This window comes from Hymenobacter tibetensis (assembly GCF_022827545.1).
Classification (GTDB): Bacteria; Bacteroidota; Bacteroidia; order Cytophagales; family Hymenobacteraceae; genus Hymenobacter; species Hymenobacter tibetensis.
Genome location: NZ_CP094669.1, coordinates 921252 through 937218, shown reverse-complemented (window position 1 = coordinate 937218; position 15967 = coordinate 921252). Strand labels below are relative to the sequence as shown.

Genomic DNA, 15967 nt, shown 5'->3' with positions numbered 1-15967 from the left:
TTTATTTTCAATAAAGCACGAATAGAAGCTGGAACTCGCGGAAAGGTTTACAGCCACCCTTGCTCCCGCATCCAATCATCGTTGTAGATCTTACCCAAGTAGCGGGTGCCGTGGTCAGGTAGGATGACAACCATGGTATCGTCTTCCTGAAGGTGCTCCCGGGCGTATTCCAGTGCCCCGTACACTGCCGAGCCACAGGACCATCCAACGAACAAGCCCTCTTCCTTCGCTAAGCGGCGCGTCATAACGGCTCCGTCTTGGTCTGTGACTTTGATGAACAGATCAATCACGTCGAAGTTAACATTCTTGGGCAAAATATCTTCGCCGATGCCTTCGGTCTTGTAAGGATAGATTTCGTTTTTATCGAAAATCCCGGTTTCCTTGTATTTTTTGAACACCGAGCCGTAGGTGTCAATGCCTACCGTCACGAGGTCGGCGTTCTGCTCTTTCAGATACTTCGACGTTCCGCAGATAGTACCGCCAGTGCCTACGCCGCACGCTAGGTGCGTGATTTTGCCATCGGTTCCTTTCCAAAGCTCAGGGCCCGTGTTCTCGTAGTGAGCAGCTGTGTTCGACAGGTTGTCGTACTGGTTGGGGTAAAACGAGTTGGGCGTTTCGGCTGTGATGCGACGAGCCACCGAGTAGTAGGAGCGCGGATCTTCGGGTTCTACGTCCACGGGGCAAATCACAACCTCAGCTCCTACAGCCCGCAGAATATCCTGCTTCTCTTTGCTTTGCTTGTCGCTCATTACAAAGATGCACTTGTAGCCTTTGGAAATAGCGGCCAACGCCAAGCCCATGCCCGTGTTGCCGGAAGTACCTTCTACAATAGTGCCGCCAGGCTTCAGAATGCCCGCTTTTTCGGCATCTTCAATCATACGCACGGCCATACGGTCTTTCACCGAGTTGCCGGGGTTGAAGTATTCTACTTTAGCCAGAACGGTACCTTTGATACCGTCCGTAACCTTGTTGAGCCGTACCAACGGCGTGTTGCCGATGGCTTCGACTATGTTATTAAGGTACATGAGAGGGGAATTGTTTATGAGAGAGGGGGCCGCAAAGGTACGGAATTGCTGTGGTAGCCTTAAGCTGCTACCAAGTTTCCTGTGCTGCACCAGCACAAACCTAGAAATTGGGCACTAACAGCTAGTTCCTGGTAAGCCCTTCTGGTACAACAACCGCTTGCCGGCTTTCTGTGTTATCAAGCGAATACAAAGCCTGCGCTTCGTCGAAATATAGAATGGCATCGTAGCGGTCCGGCAGGTTGATGAGCGTGTGGTTTCCGGTTTCCCGGTTTCAATCATACAGGACACCGAGAGTGGCATGGCTCCAGTTTCACTTCTCTTTGAAGAGCTATTGACGCCGCAATAGTTCTAGTCGAGCCAAGATAAATCTGCGGCAGGCCACTAGTAGCCGGTGTGCTTTGCGCACAGATGCCCCCTAGTAGCTCTCGCAGGCAAGTACTTACCTTGAATGCGCCAACGGCTTGTCACCGGGCCAAAAAAGCCTACTTTTGCGCACCGGCTGCTTTCACAGCACCTTTTTTGCACCCCCAACCGCAACTTATCTTTAACCCCCTCTCTACATGAGTGTTCTGGTCAACAAGGATTCTAAAGTGATTGTGCAGGGCTTTACTGGCTCCGAAGGCTCGTTCCATGCCCAGCAGATGATTGAGTACGGCACCAATGTGGTGGGCGGCGTTACGCCCGGCAAAGGCGGCACGCAGCACCTCGACCGCCCGGTGTTCAACACCGTAGCCGAAGCCGTGGAACAAGCCGGCGCCGACACCAGCATCATCTTCGTGCCCCCAGCTTTCGCCGCCGACGCCATCATGGAAGCCGCCGACGCAGGCATCAAGGTCATCGTCACCATCACCGAAGGCATCCCTACCAAGGACATGATTGCGGTGAAGGAATACCTGAAGGGCCGCGAAGGCCTGCGCATGATTGGGCCAAACTGCCCCGGCGTCATGACGGCTGGTGAGTGCAAAGTGGGCATCATGCCCGGCTTCATCTTCACGAAAGGCAAAATCGGTATCGTTTCGAAGTCGGGCACACTGACCTACGAAGCAGTGGACCAGCTCACCAAAGCCGGCCTCGGCCAGACAACCGCCATCGGCATCGGCGGCGACCCTATCATTGGCACCACCACCAAGGAAGCGGTAGAGCTGCTCATGAACGACCCCGAAACGGAGGGCATCGTGATGATTGGCGAAATCGGCGGAGGTATGGAAGCCGAAGCTGCGCGTTGGATCAAAGAAACCGGCAATAAAAAGCCTGTAGTAGGCTTCATTGCAGGCCAGACGGCTCCTCCCGGCCGCCGCATGGGCCACGCTGGTGCCATCGTTGGTGGTGCCGACGACACCGCTGCCGCCAAAATGGCCATCATGCGTGAGTGCGGCATCCACGTAGTGGATTCGCCCGCCGAAATCGGCGACACGATGCTGCGCATTTTGGGCGGTAAATAAGTTGTACGTGGGTTAGCTCATTGAAAAAGCCCCGGCGCAAGTCGGGGCTTTTTTATTGCTCGTATTCTTGAACACGGAACCGGGGCTAGCCAGCTACTTCCGTCCTTCCTGCCCGCCTACGTTCACGATGACCCCGAGTTGAAACACCGAGTTGGAGGCTTTCAAAAACTTACGGCTACGCAAGCCGAAGTTGCTGCCGCTAATAAGTTGCAGTTGAATAGGGCCCAATACCTGAATGCGCGTGTAGGTGATAGGCTCCAGGAAGACATTGTCTTCGGGTGCTTGCGCCACTCCTTCAACACGCAAGTCATTGAGCTGCATATAGCTGGCTCGCAACGCCGTACCGTAGTTGAAGTCCCAGTCGCGCCCGAGAGCGTGGAAGCTTTTCTCGTCTTTCGACGTGTAGTTCACCTGCACAAAATACTTGTTGAGCTTTCCTTCCGCCGTTTCGGTGGTGATGTTGGTTTCGTTGTTGAACCGGGTGCGCTTGGTATTGCCCACACCGAGGCCTCCATACACCTCCAGCACGCGGCGGTCCTTACGCAGGCGGGTGAAGTAGCCCACTCCGCCTTCCACAAAGTCGTGGTCGATGGATTCGCGCTTGGTTTTGCTGCCAAAGAAGTCCTCCTTTTTGTTGGAGTGCAGAAACGAGGCCGACCCCATGACACCGATATGCTCCCCCACGGCGTAGGCCCCTTGCAATGCCGTATTGCCACTGAAATTGCTGTGGACGCCGGCGCTCCACTCCCCTTTCTGGGTGAGTAGTGGCACTTGGGGCGGGGGCGGGAAATAAAGAGAAGAACAACTAGCCAAGCCAGGCAAGCTCAACAGCAAAATGGCACGAAGCAAACGAATCATAACCGACAGGCGGGTAATAGGAAAATTGAAGGCCAAACGCACAAAACTACACTTCGTTGTGTGGCCGCAGGCTCCACAGTTGCGTACAGTTTAAAATGGGAGTTGCTACCGAGGCAGCTTCTCATTGTCCAAACTTCGCGTTTTATGCCCAATACTTCTTACGATGCCCTCATTATTGGTTCCGGCCAAGCGGGTAATCCACTTGCCACTGCCCTTGCCGACGCCGGCCAACGCGTAGCTCTTATCGAGGAAAACTTGCTCGGTGGTTCCTGCATCAACTACGGCTGCTCCCCCGTGAAAGCCATGTTGGCTTCAGCCGAAAGGGCCCACCAACTGCGTACTGCCACTGATTTTGGCGTTAAAGGCGCCGAACCCGCCGTCGATATGGCTGCCGTGGTATCTCGCAAAGACGAAATAATTGGCACGATGCGCGAAGGCGTCCGTAGCAACCTCACCGAAGAGCACAAGGGCATTACAGTTCTTGAAGGCCATGCCGCCTTCACGGGGCCGCGCAACATTCTTTTTACGCCTGCCACTGGGCCTCTACAAGAGCTTACTGCCAAGCGCATTTTCATCAATACGGGCACCCGCGCTACTATTCCGGAGGTCGAAGGCCTGGAAGGGCTACCATACCTGACCACCACGCAGCTGCTCGATCTTAAAGAACTGCCCGAACACCTCATCATTCTAGGCGGCGGCTACATTGGCTTGGAGTTCAGCCAAATGTTTAGGCGCTTTGGCAGCCAGGTAACTATCATCGAATCAGGCTCCCAGTTGCTAGAACGCGAAGACGATGATGTGTGCGAGGCATTGAGCAAAATTTTAACCGATGAGGGAGTTGAAATTGTGCTGGATGCTAAAGTTCGGCTCGTTTCGCGCAATGCAGAAGGCATGTTTACGCTCACGGCCAGCACCAAGCAAGGCGAACGACGCTTGCGCGGCACGCATCTGCTAGTAGCCACCGGCCGCACTCCCAACACCGATACGCTAGGCCTCGACAAAGCCGGCATCAAGCTAGATGACAAGCAATTCATTGAGGTGAATGAGCGTCTGGAGACCAACGTGCGCGGCGTTTACGCCCTCGGCGACATCCACGGTGGCCCCCAGTTCACCCACATCAGCTACGACGACTTCCGCGTTGTTCGCGACAACTTACTTGCGCGCAGCAAGCGTCGCTCAGCCAAACAGCGCCCCCTCCCCTACTGTGTGTATACTGAGCCGCAACTTGGCCGCATCGGCCTCAATGAAAGCCAGGCCCAAGAGCAAGGCATCGAGTACCGCGTAGCTTCCATGCCCGTACTCACGATTGGCCGCGCCCGCGAAACTAGCCGCACCGGCGGTTTCTGGAAAGTACTGGTTGATGAGAAGGACCACATTGTGGGCGCTTCGGTGCTGTGTGCGGAAGGCGGCGAACTAATGACCATGTTCCAACTCATTATGATGGGCAATCTGAAATATCAGCAGCTTCAGAACATGGTTATTGCGCATCCTAGCTGGGCAGAAGGCCTGAACAATGTATTTGCGAAATTGGCAAAACCCAAGTAGCACAAGCGGGTAGGTGGGGGCGCTTAGCTGGCTACAGTTCTTGCTTTCTTGGTGCTCATGAGAGGGTATTCCCTGAAGCAGAGCATCTATGGTTGTCCTGCAAGCCCCGCTCCTCTATCCATGCTATGATCTGTATGCAACACTTTGCCTCGCGGGCAGTGCCAACCTAAGGATGGATTGCACCACGTTGGCATCTTCAACTACAAATATGTACTACGGCTTAGCTGGAAGGTCGGCATTCAGCACTCGATGCGCTTCCCAGCCGGCACTACGGCCATAGAACAGCAGTAGATTTCTCTGTTTCCACTTGTAAGCGTAGCGCCCTCATGTATGCGTCGAATAGCATGTGCCGTCGTTGTCTTTTGCTTGGGTGCATTCTTGGTCGGGTGTGAGCAGAAAGCGGCTTCCTCTGCTGCACCTCCCACCCCTACTCCAGCAACCCGCACCACGCCCCCACCAATTGCCCCGGCATCGGCTAGCCTCACTTATGCAGGCACTTATACAATGCAGGATACGGCGGTGTGCTCCTTGTCTATCACCATCAGCAAGCAGGCCGATGGCTACCACTTCACCTCGGGCGGAACGCAAGGCAAGGTTGCAGTAATGCAGCAAGGTGCCGAAACCTACCTGACTTTACTGGGGCTGAAAGGAACTGAGCCGCAAATTGATATAGAAGTTGCGTGGCAAGACACTATGCTAGTGCTCCAGAACTACGGCAACTCCATGAACGAGTACACCCGTTTCGGGCAGTGCGACGCGAAGTATCTGGAACTAGTCAGGCAGCGTTAGTAGCCTACTCCGTTTTCTGCGCAAATAAATGGGGCAGCAGAATCACGCTCAATGCCGCAAATCCTCGCCCATCTTTGATAAGGCGGCGTTCATACGATTCGTTGGGGTCGTATTTGCGGCGGCCTTCATTGGAACCTCCTATTGAGGCTTGCACCCGCAGCCAGGGCAGTGCTCCATCTTCGCGGCCAAAACGCCAGAACACCATCGGCTCCATGCGGGTCATATGGCGCAGGTCGAGCGGTTGGCTGTCGTAGGTGAGCGAAGTGAACGTGACGCGTGTCAAGCGGTAGGCAACGCCCATTGTAACCCAAGGGGCACGATAAGACGCAGAAGCTTCGCCATACAGCTTGTGGTAGCGCGCCTTGAAAGCCACGTTTTCCCCTATTGACACGAAAGGCCCAACATCGAAATACCCTCGGCTGCTGCGCGTTTGGCCGTAGCCGCCCAGCCCACTCAGCAACCACCGCTTGCCGAGCGGATAATATCCACCGATACCCATTTCGTACTGCCGAACCCGAAAGTAGGTGGTGTCCCGGTCATCCGTTTTGATGCCTCCAGCCGCCCGCACCAACAGATGCTTTACTGGCGAGTAGGTGGCTCCTGCTTCCCAGCGGCCATTTAAAAACGTAGTGCCTTGCACCTCCACCTCGCCTTTTTCGCGGATTTGAGACGTGGAAGGCAACATTGGAGCATACACCGAGCAGCTGCTACACAGCCAAGTCAGTAGCAAGCAAGTATAAGCACAGAGTATAGTTCGAGGCATAACAAGCAATTACTAGAACGAATATGCATTAGCTTTTACAAGCCTACAGTCTTTAATCCAGTGCCCCTGCGCATACAGAATTTTGCTTGTGCTTTAATTCACACAAATGGTACCGCACGAGCCTTGGAGAGGCATCACTAAGATACTGGCTGCTGCAGCTTGGTTGCATAGCTAAAAAGGATAAACGCGGTTACAGCCTAGACTGTAACCGCGTTTATCCTTTTTCCTAGTTAACTAAGTGTTAATCAGCCTTTACTTGGCGTACGCAACGGCGCGCATTTCGCGGATTACCGTGATTTTGATCTGACCAGGATACTGCATTTCCTTCTCGATTTTCTGCGAGATTTCGTAGCTCAGCTCCTGCGCGCGCTCGTCGGATACGTTGTCGGCATTTACCATTACGCGCAGCTCGCGGCCGGCCTGGATGGCGTAGCACTGCAATACACCGTCGAAGCTGACGGCGGTTTCTTCGAGCTGCTTGAGGCGCTTGATGTAGCTCTCCATCATCTCGCGGCGGGCACCGGGGCGCGAGCCGGAAATGGCGTCGCAGGCTTGCACGAGCGGCGAAATCATGGCCGTCATTTCCATCTCGTCGTGGTGGGCGCCGATGGCGTTTACCACGTCGGGGTGCTCTTTGTACTTCTTGGCCAGCTCCATGCCCAAGATGGCGTGGGGCAGTTCAGGCTCTTCAGTGCTCACCTTGCCGATGTCGTGGAGGAGGCCGGCACGCTTGGCGTGCTTCACGTTAAGGCCGAGCTCGGCGGCCATGGTAGCGCAGAGGTTGGCTACTTCGCGCGAGTGTTGGAGCAGGTTTTGGCCGTAGCTGGAGCGGAAACGCATCCGGCCTACCATCTTAATCAGCTCGGGGTGCAGACCGTGAATGCCGAGGTCGATGATGGTTTTCTCCCCGATTTCCACGATTTCCTCGTCGATGTTTTTGCGGGTTTTGGCCACAATTTCCTCGATGCGGGCCGGATGAATCCGACCGTCTTTCACCAGCAAGTGTAAGCTCAAGCGAGCCACCTCGCGGCGTACGGGGTCGAAGCCGGAAATGATGATAGCTTCGGGTGTGTCATCCACAATGATTTCCACGCCGGTAGCGGCTTCCAGCGCCCGAATATTGCGGCCTTCCCGGCCGATAATCTTGCCCTTCACGTCATCGGATTCGATGTTGAACACCGACACGCAGTTTTCAATGGCATGTTCCGCTGCCGTGCGCTGAATGGTTTCCAGCACCACTTTCTTGGCGTCTTTAGTGGCCGAGAGCTTGGCTTGAGCCACTACGTCTTTGATGTACGACGAAGCCTGAATCTGTGCCTCGTTTTTCAACGATTCCACCAATTGTTCGCGAGCCTCAGCAGCTGTCAGGCCCGAAATGGTTTCTAGTTTGCTCTGTACTTGGTGTAATTGCTCGTGGAGGTGGTGGCGGGTCTGTTCCAGCTCGGTTTCCACTTCCTCTTCGCGCTGCTGAAGCTTGGCGAGTTGGTTTTCCAGCGTGGCCCGGCGCTTCTCCTCTTGGGCTTCCAGCTTCTCACGCTGGGCTTGGCTCTGGGTTTCTATTCGCTCTCGAGTAGCATCCAACTCGGTTTCTTTGCGCTGAATCTGCTCTAGTTGGCGCTGGGTGGTTTCCGTGAGCTTCTTGATGGCCTGCTCTTGCTCTACCACGCCAGCGCGGCGCTCCGTCAATTCCTGTTCTAAGGCTTGCTTCTGACGGCGGCTTTCCTGCTCGAATTCCTGCTTGAGGGTGCGAAATTTGTCTTTCGACTGCTGAATGCGTTCGTCGCGGGTGCGGGTGGCTTGCTGCTCGGCTTCGGCCAGCAGTTGTTGAGCGCGGGCTTTGGCCTCGGCTTCGTGGTCTTTATTGGCCTTGCCGGCCAACATGCGCCCCACCACGATGCCGACCACAAGGGCCAGCACGGCAGCTAAGACGATATAGATAGTGGTGGACATGAGCTATGGTTTTGGAAGGGGTGATTAAAAACCATAACCAGATGTAGGGCCACATGCCAAACAACCCCGCTGCGCCTGTTGCACTGTCGGGGTTACCAGCTAAAAATTACGCAGGTGCGTCGTCTGTTTCTCTCTTCAGACGAGCACCACTCCCGATAACAACTCGTCCAAGCGCGCCAGGCGCTCGGTCAGTACTGTATCGGTACCATCTTTTTCCTTGCTGACTTTCAACCGGTCAGCCATCGTGGACAGCGCAATCATGGCGAGCAGGTCTTGCTTGTCCTGAATGCCGTATTGCTCGCGAAACTCCTTGATCCGCTCGCCTAGCAGGCGGCCGGCCATACGCAACCGTTCCTCGTCCTGAGGTTCGACACGCATCGGGTAGTCCCGTTCGGCAATGCGGATTTTGATGGATAGTTCGCTCATAAGGAGCAGTCGTGGGTGGTGGGGTGGATGGTGTGGCGGTTACTCCCTCAAATAGGCAAGGCACTTATCTATTTCACGGATGTATTCGTTGAGGCGCAGTTTTAGCTCGTTGACATTGGCCGGTTCTCCGGCTATGGTATTGACAAGTTTAACTATATTCTCCTGATTCTGGAAATCCTTGAGTTGCCGCTCCCGGTCGCGCACGTCGGCCCGAAGCTGCTCAACAGTAGTTTGCGCATCAGCCAATTCTTCACGCAACCGCTGATAGGCAGACACTAAGGTGTTCACCTGCCGCTCTAGGCGGTCGAGTTGAGCAAGCTGCTGAGAGGAGGCCATTCGGGTGTATATATTTTGCTTGAAGCTACGATGTAACACGCAAACACTGAGAAACCGTTCTGCCACCAACAAAGCAAGTTTCGGCAGGAATTTCGTAGTGTCCTGGTTCTGTTGCTCGCTTCGCTGGTTGCAGATCGGATTTCTATGTTAACGCCGGATAACAGCGCCAGCTTGCTGTTCAAACTGCTGAATCAAGCGCTGCATCACCGAGTCGATGGCCTGGTCGGTGAGCGTTTGGGTGGTGTCTTGGAGCAGGAAGCTCACCGAGTACGACTTCTTGCCCGCTCCGAGGTTCTCGCCTTCGTACACGTCGAACACATTCACCGACTGTAGCAGTTTCTTCTCGGTACGGCGCGCAATCTGCTGAAGTTGGTCGAAGGTGATGGTCTTGTCGACTACCAGCGACAGGTCGCGGCGGACCTCCGGGAATTTGGGCAGCTCACGGGCTACGAGGCTGTTCTTGTATTTCTTAACCAGCCAGTCCCAGTCCAGCTCGGCGTACCATACGGGCTGCGTGACATCCACCTGCTTTAGCACCACTCCCGATACAGCGCCAAGCTGCGCCACCGGTTGGTTTTGGGCAAGCAGTGTCAGGCCACCGGCCAAATATGGATGTTGCACCGGCTGCGAAGTAGGGGAAGCAAACCCCAAGGCGGACAACACCTGCTGCACCGCACCGGCCAGTTGGTGGTACGTCGCCTTCTCCGACTTCTGCTGCCACGTTTCGGCAGCGGTGTTGCCGGTCAGGTACACAACCAGCTTGTTCTTCTCCTGATACTGACCATCGGCTTCGCGGTGGTAGGTTTTGCCGAACTCGTAGAGCTTCAAATCGCGCTGGCGGCGGTTCACGTTGTAGCGCACCACTTCCAAGCCGCTGTGCAGCATGGTGGGGCGCATCACGTCGAGGTCGGCACTGTTGAAGTTGAGCAGTGGCACCAGCCCCTCGTTCTTTTCGCCTGGCTTCTGGAAGTAGGTTGAGTTGGTGATGGAGTTGGTGATGATTTCCGAGAAGCCCATGCCGCTTAGAAGGCGCGCTATGTTCTGGCGCAGGATTTCCGGATCAGGCTTCACGAAGCTAGCCAGGAACGAAGCCGAGTTGTGCGGCCGCAGCGCCACGTGGTCGTAGCCGTAGATGCGCAGAATTTCCTCGATGATGTCCGCTTCGCGGGTCACGTCCACCTTGTGCGGCGGCACCGACAGAATCCATTCGGTGGCGGCTGGTTGATCGGTGATTTCCTCGGCAATCAGAATATCCAAGTCGGTCAGGATCTGGCGGATTCGTTCGGGGGCAATGAACTGACCCACCAGTTTCTCTACGCGAGCTAAGCGCAGGCGCACGGTGGTGTGGCCGATGTGCGTTGGGTACACATCCACGATGGGCCCGGCCACAGTGGCTCCAGCCACTTCTTGGAGCAGCAAGGCAGCGCGTTTCAACGCTGGCAGTACCATGTTGGGGTCGGTGCCCCGCTCGAAGCGGAACGACGCATCCGTTTTCAATTGGTGCGTCTGGCTGGTTTTGCGTACCGCAGCTGGCTGGAAATACGCACTTTCCAGGAACACGCGGGTGGTTTCATGGGACACGCCCGAGGTTTTGCCCCCGAACACGCCAGCCAGCGCCATGGGCGAGCCATGCGCATCGGCAATAACCAAGTCTTCTCCTTTAAGGGTGCGCTCCGTACCATCAAGCGTCACAAACTTCTCTCCTGCTGCGGCCCGCTTCACGCGGATTTTGCTGCCAGTAATCTGGCTGGCGTCAAAGGCATGCAGGGGCTGCCCCAACTCGTGCAGCACGAAATTGGTGACGTCCACTACATTGTTGATAGGCGAAAGGCCGATGCTACGCAAACGACGCTGCAACCACTCCGGCGACGGTCCAATCTGGACGTTTTCCAGCAGCAAACCCGCATAGCGCGGGCCGGCTTCGGCGTCCTCTATTTCAACCGTAATGGTCTGTGCTGCCTCGGTAGGGGCGTGAAACTGGCTGACGTCGGGCAGGTGGCACGGTTGGCGCAGCAAGGCGCGCAGCTCGCGGGCCACCCCGTAGTGCGAGGCCGCGTCGGCACGGTTCGGCGTCAACCCAATTTCAAACACCGAGTCAGAGCCCAAGCCGAAGTATTCAGCGGCGGGTGCACCGTTGGGCAGGTCGGTGTCGAGCACCATGATGCCAGCGTGCGAAGTACCCAGCCCGATTTCATCTTCGGCACAAATCATACCTTCGGAAGCGGCACCCCGGATTTTCGACTTCTTGATTTTGAATGGCTCGCCTTGGCTGGGGTACAGCACGGCACCATCCAGGGCCACGACCACGCGCTGCCCGGCCGCTACGTTGGGCGCACCGCACACAATCTGGCGGGGCGTACCGTCTCCTACATCTACGGTGGTTAAACTCAGCTTGTCGGCATCGGGGTGCTTTTCGCAAGTCAGGACGGTGCCGAGCACCACGCCGCGCAGCCCGCCCGGTACACTTTCCAACTCCTCGATGCCTTCCACTTCCAGCCCGGAGCCCGTCAGCAGCTTGCCGATTTCTACGGCTGGTTTATCGGTAGGAATGAGCGTGCGGAGCCAGTCGAGGGATATTTTCATTTGCTTGTTGAAGGCTGATTGTTGATTGTTGCCTTGGAGGCTAGCTAGTCTGGTAACCTGACTTCTGGCAACTACCCCCTGGCAACAGAGGAGGCAAAGGTACGGATTCGAGCGGGTGGCTTCAATGACGTTGTAGGTAACTGCTTTCAGGCGCTTATGGCAAAAGCAAACACCCGTAATTGCGCCTAACCTATCGAGTTGTAGAGACCTGACGCTTTGCGTCTTGGTGTTCACCATCGTTCGACACCAAGACGCGAAGTGTAGCATCTCTACAGCCTGATGGTAAGAGCCCGATAGCTACACCAAGGCCGTGTCCTTCCAACGCAAGAGGAATCCGGGTGAAGATTTGAAAGGCAACTCAGATTCTTCCTGCGTCGGGAGGACACGGTCTTGGGACTCTTAGTGTTCACCCTCTGCGTGGTCGGCGTGGTCGTGGAAGGCTTGCTCGCCTGCCTTGATTTCCACGGCCAAACGGTTGTCTTGGGGAGGCACGGGGCACGCAAAACCGTCGTTGTAGGCACAAAATGGGTTGTAGGCCTCATTGAAGTCAAGCATGATTTCCGTGTCGGCGGCGTTGGGTTTGCCGGCATCCAGGTAGCGACCACCGCCATACGTAGCAAAGCCGTTGGTTTTGTCGGTGAAGGGAATGAAGAGCGTGGAATCCTTGCCATCCGCTTTCAGGAAGAGCGTGAGCTTGTGTTCCTGCTTGTCGAGAATAAAGGAGGCACGGCCCCAGCGCAAGTATTTCTCGGACTTGCCGCCGGTGAGCGGCATTTCTACGGTGTCGCGCTGGTTGAAGTGCTCTACCTGCGCCTCGAGCCGGTAGTCTTTGTTGGGCGCGTAGTAGCGCAGGCTGTCAAATACGTTGCGCTGCTCCTGGCTCAACGGTGAGCCTTGCACGCGGCGGAAGCTGTCGGACTTTTCTTGCCGCGCTTTGCGCAAACGAGCCGCGTATTGATTGTCGTTTAAGACTAGGTCGCTCAGGAAATACCCGAATACGATCAGTAAGCCGAAGCCAATAAGCAATTTAGGATTGAGGCGCATCTGTTGGTTGATGGTTGTTGAGAAGCTGATTGTGGCCTGTTGCAGCTTTTTGGAAGTGGACAAGACGTTGTCCTTGAGTTGGACAACTTCCTGCACCGCTTCGTTGCAATCAGCACACAAAGCAACCATGTAAACACGCAACAACCAGCAATTGTCACCTACCAATCACAGCATTCCTTCATCGGAAAAGCTGAAATACCCAGTATCGGTGTAGATGAGGTGGTCGAGGATGGGCAGGTCGAGGAACTGGCCGGCTTCCTTGAGCTTGCGGGTAAGGGCAATGTCGGCGGCGCTAGGGTTGCGGTTGCCGCTGGGGTGGTTGTGCACTAATATCACCGACGAAGCCAACTGCTCCAGCGCCTCTTTGAAAATTAGTTTCGGGTCGGCAACGGTGCCAGCTACGCCGCCGCGGCTGACACTGACGGTGCGCATGACCACGTTGGCGCGGTTGAGCAGCACCACCCAAAACTCTTCGTGCGGCAAATCCTGCAAGTGGGGCTGCACCACCCGGTAGATGTCGCGCGAGTTCGTGATAGTGGTGCGGGCCGGGGCATCCGCTTCTTTGCGCCGCCGACCGAGCTCTAAGGCTGCCACAATGGTAATAGCCTTGGCTTCCCCAATGCCCTTATGACGCATCAGTTCCTTGATGGATAGCCGAGCCAATGCGTTCAGGTCGTTGTTGACGGCTTTCAGAATCAACTTCGCGACGTCCACGGCCGATAGTTTGGCCGTGCCGGAGCCGAGCAGGATAGCCATCAGTTCGGCGTCGGAGAGGGCAGCACGGCCTTTCTGCATCAGTTTTTCGCGGGGCCGGTCTTCCTCGGCCCAGCTCTTGATGCCAAACGAAGCGGGTGTCTCGTAGGGGAGCGGCACCCCTTCTTCGGTAGGCTGCTTTTCGGACAGATGGTCAGGAGGTTGCATGCGGCATTGGGATTGCAGGGCCCGGAAAATAAAGTAAAAACCTCACTCCACCGTCTGCGTTGTTACGCCCGATGGCTTTATAGCTGGTGGAACGTACAGCAGTTCCTGCTTTCTATTCACCAACTTCCTTGTTTCAGCCGAACGGCTACGGTTCTTCTTCCCCTATTATGCTTCGCTCCTTCACTGGCATTCTGTTTTTGCTCTTGTTTTTAATGGCCGAATGGTATGGCTTCCAAGCCATTCGAACGGCGCTCCACGGCGCGGCGCCGGTAGCCCGCAAAACGGCTGGCTATCTGTATTGGCTTATTACTGCCCTGGTGTGGGGCTTGGGCATGTGGTCTATTGCCACCCGTGGACAAGGCCACGCCCCTTACAAAGCGTATATGACCAGCATACTGCTGTCGTTGCTGCTGTTTAAGCTGGTGATTGTGCTGTTTCTTTTCCCCGAAGACCTGGTGCGCGGCGTGCGCTGGGTGGTGGGCCGTGTTTCCGGCACGCCTACGGCCACCAACACGGGGCCTGCTATTCCACGTAGCGAGTTCTTAAGCAAGCTGGCGCTGGTGGTAGCCGCCGTACCGTTTGCCTCCCTGATTTGGGGCGTGGTGAAAGGTGGGACCGACTACCAGGTGAAGCGCGTGACGTTGCGTTTCCCCAACCTGCCCGCTTCGTTCGACGGCTTCAAGCTGCTACAGATTTCCGACCTGCATACCGGCAGCTTTGCGTCCACGGAACCTCTGCAGCGCGCCGTAGCACTTATCAACCAGCAAAACGCCGACCTCGTGGTAATGACCGGCGACTTGGTGAATAATATTGCCACTGAAGTGGAAGACCACATTCCAGCCTTGGCTCAAATCCAAAGCAAGCTGCCCAAGCTTTCCATCCTCGGCAACCACGACTATGCCGACTATGTGGATTGGACGGAGCAAGGTGGCATAGAGGCCAAGCGGGCCAACTTGGAACGCCTCAAGCGCAACCACGCCCAAATCGGTTGGCGGCTATTGCTCGACGAAACGCATCACGTGGAGCGCAATGGCGAGAAGATTGCCATCCTCGGCATTCAGAACTGGGGAGCTGCTATGCGTTTTCCCAAATACGGCAACTTGGCCAAAGCCCACGCTGCTGCCGATGCCGATGCGCCGTTCAAAATTTTGCTTTCTCATGATCCTTCGCACTGGGATGCGCAGGTACGGCCCGAATTCCCGGACATCGACCTCATGCTGGCTGGCCACACCCACGGCATGCAGTTCGGCATCAATCTGCCCTTCCTGAAGTGGAGCCCCGTGCAGTACGTGTATAAGCAGTGGGCTGGCCTGTATCAGCAAGGCAAGCAGTATTTGTACGTAAACACCGGCCTAGGCTTCCTCGGCTACCCCGGTCGGGTGGGCTTCCTACCCGAAATAACTGTGTTCGAGTTACGGCGTGCCTAGCGCATACCAGCTGCCAGCAGCCTCCACCTAGCAAGCAAAAGCCACGGCCATTATCAGCCGTGGTTTTTCTTTTTTCAAGCTCTAGCGTAGCGCTAAGGTAACCGCCACGGAGGGGAAGGCGTATACGCGCCATTCATACTCTCTCCTCAACAAGACCACACCAATGAAAAAGCTCCTCTTGTTTCTTCCTTTGGCCGCTGCTTGCGCCCTGACTTCGTGCGGCGACAGCAACAGCACTGCTACCACTGAAACCACCACAGCCACCGAAACCGCTACCACCAGCACCGCTGCCACCGGCGACATGGATTCGCAGTACCGGAGCCGTGCCCAGCGCATCGCCGACAAGATGGCGGCCGACATGAAAATCACGGATACGGCCATGGTGTCGCGCATCGAGGACAGCTACTACAGCCGTGCCCAGCGCCTAGGCGAATTGCGCACCAAATACACGGCCGATACTACTGGTATGGCCGCCGACATGCGTAGTGCCTACTCCCAAACCGACAGCGAGTTGAAAGGCTACTTGCCAGCCGAAACGTACACTGCCTACGAAACCAGCCGCCCCACGTACTACGAAGAGGCCTACATGGACGAGACCAGCGCACCCGCCAGCACCGACAACTCGGCCACTGCTTCCACTGAAACCAGCGGCGAAGGCAAGCTGAAAGTGAAGGCCGATGGCGACGTAAAAATCAAAGATGCGCAAGGCAACAAAGCCAAGATTGACGGCGACGACGGCACGGTGAAACTCAAGCCCGAAGACGGCGAGAAAACCAAGATCAAGTAATTTCACTTTGCGTAAAGTGCTCGAAAGCCTGCACCTGCAACGGTGCGGGCTTTTTTTGTCTCTCTTATGAG

Annotated in this window: 13 protein-coding genes and 1 pseudogene; 5 read left to right on the top strand and 9 right to left on the bottom strand. The window is 55.9% G+C overall.

The features are described 5' to 3' along the window. Nucleotides 1-50: 50 nt before the first annotated feature. Nucleotides 51-1025 (bottom strand): annotated as a pseudogene (locus tag MTX78_RS03875) (PLP-dependent cysteine synthase family protein); the annotation flags it as partial. 560 nt (nucleotides 1026-1585) lie between these two features. Here MTX78_RS03875 and sucD point away from each other — a divergent pair. Beyond that, a complete protein-coding gene (gene sucD, locus MTX78_RS03870) occupies nucleotides 1586-2467 on the top strand; it encodes a succinate--CoA ligase subunit alpha (RefSeq protein ID WP_243800076.1) in 882 nt (293 codons plus the stop codon). Nucleotides 2468-2560: 93 nt separating this feature from the next. Here the strand turns inward: sucD and MTX78_RS03865 are convergent, their stop codons facing one another. Further along, entirely contained in the window at nucleotides 2561-3361 is an 801-nt protein-coding gene (locus MTX78_RS03865) for an outer membrane beta-barrel protein (RefSeq protein ID WP_243800074.1), read from the bottom strand. A 108-nt stretch (nucleotides 3362-3469) separates the two neighbouring features. On the opposite strand from MTX78_RS03865, the gene MTX78_RS03860 reads away from it, so the two are divergent. Next, nucleotides 3470-4870, top strand: coding sequence for a mercuric reductase (locus MTX78_RS03860; protein ID WP_243800072.1), 1401 nt, complete (start codon nucleotides 3470-3472; stop codon nucleotides 4868-4870). Nucleotides 4871-5200: 330 nt separating this feature from the next. Further along, complete coding sequence (locus tag MTX78_RS03855; RefSeq protein WP_243800071.1) at nucleotides 5201-5659, top strand: hypothetical protein; 459 nt, start codon at nucleotides 5201-5203, stop codon at nucleotides 5657-5659. A gap of 4 nt (nucleotides 5660-5663) precedes the next feature. Here the strand turns inward: MTX78_RS03855 and MTX78_RS03850 are convergent, their stop codons facing one another. The 7 genes from MTX78_RS03850 to radC form a co-directional block, all read right to left on the bottom strand. Next, nucleotides 5664-6344 (bottom strand): hypothetical protein, encoded by a 681-nt coding sequence (locus tag MTX78_RS03850; protein ID WP_243800069.1) that lies wholly within the window; start codon nucleotides 6342-6344, stop codon nucleotides 5664-5666. A gap of 330 nt (nucleotides 6345-6674) precedes the next feature. Next, nucleotides 6675-8372 carry a ribonuclease Y gene (rny, locus tag MTX78_RS03845; protein WP_243800067.1) on the bottom strand — a complete coding sequence of 566 codons (1698 nt, stop codon included), beginning with the start codon at nucleotides 8370-8372 and terminating at the stop codon, nucleotides 6675-6677. Between the two features lie 135 nt (nucleotides 8373-8507). Next, nucleotides 8508-8798: a cell division protein ZapA gene (locus tag MTX78_RS03840; protein WP_044014150.1), complete on the bottom strand. Its 291-nt coding sequence runs from the start codon at nucleotides 8796-8798 to the stop codon at nucleotides 8508-8510. Between the two features lie 39 nt (nucleotides 8799-8837). Further along, nucleotides 8838-9134 (bottom strand): hypothetical protein, encoded by a 297-nt coding sequence (locus tag MTX78_RS03835; protein ID WP_243800066.1) that lies wholly within the window; start codon nucleotides 9132-9134, stop codon nucleotides 8838-8840. Nucleotides 9135-9281: 147 nt separating this feature from the next. Then, entirely contained in the window at nucleotides 9282-11717 is a 2436-nt protein-coding gene (pheT, locus tag MTX78_RS03830; protein WP_243800064.1) for a phenylalanine--tRNA ligase subunit beta, read from the bottom strand. 399 nt (nucleotides 11718-12116) lie between these two features. After that, on the bottom strand, nucleotides 12117-12824 hold the full coding sequence (locus tag MTX78_RS03825) for a DUF1684 domain-containing protein (RefSeq protein WP_243800063.1): 708 nt from the start codon (nucleotides 12822-12824) through the stop codon (nucleotides 12117-12119). Nucleotides 12825-12926: 102 nt separating this feature from the next. After that, nucleotides 12927-13682: a RadC family protein gene (gene radC, locus MTX78_RS03820; RefSeq protein WP_243800061.1), complete on the bottom strand. Its 756-nt coding sequence runs from the start codon at nucleotides 13680-13682 to the stop codon at nucleotides 12927-12929. 167 nt (nucleotides 13683-13849) lie between these two features. Here radC and MTX78_RS03815 point away from each other — a divergent pair, with 167 nt between their 5' ends. Beyond that, nucleotides 13850-15109, top strand: a complete 1260-nt coding sequence (locus MTX78_RS03815) for a metallophosphoesterase (protein WP_243800059.1) — start codon at nucleotides 13850-13852, stop codon at nucleotides 15107-15109. A gap of 163 nt (nucleotides 15110-15272) precedes the next feature. After that, on the top strand, nucleotides 15273-15896 hold the full coding sequence (locus tag MTX78_RS03810; protein ID WP_243800057.1) for a hypothetical protein: 624 nt from the start codon (nucleotides 15273-15275) through the stop codon (nucleotides 15894-15896). Nucleotides 15897-15967: the final 71 nt, after the last annotated feature.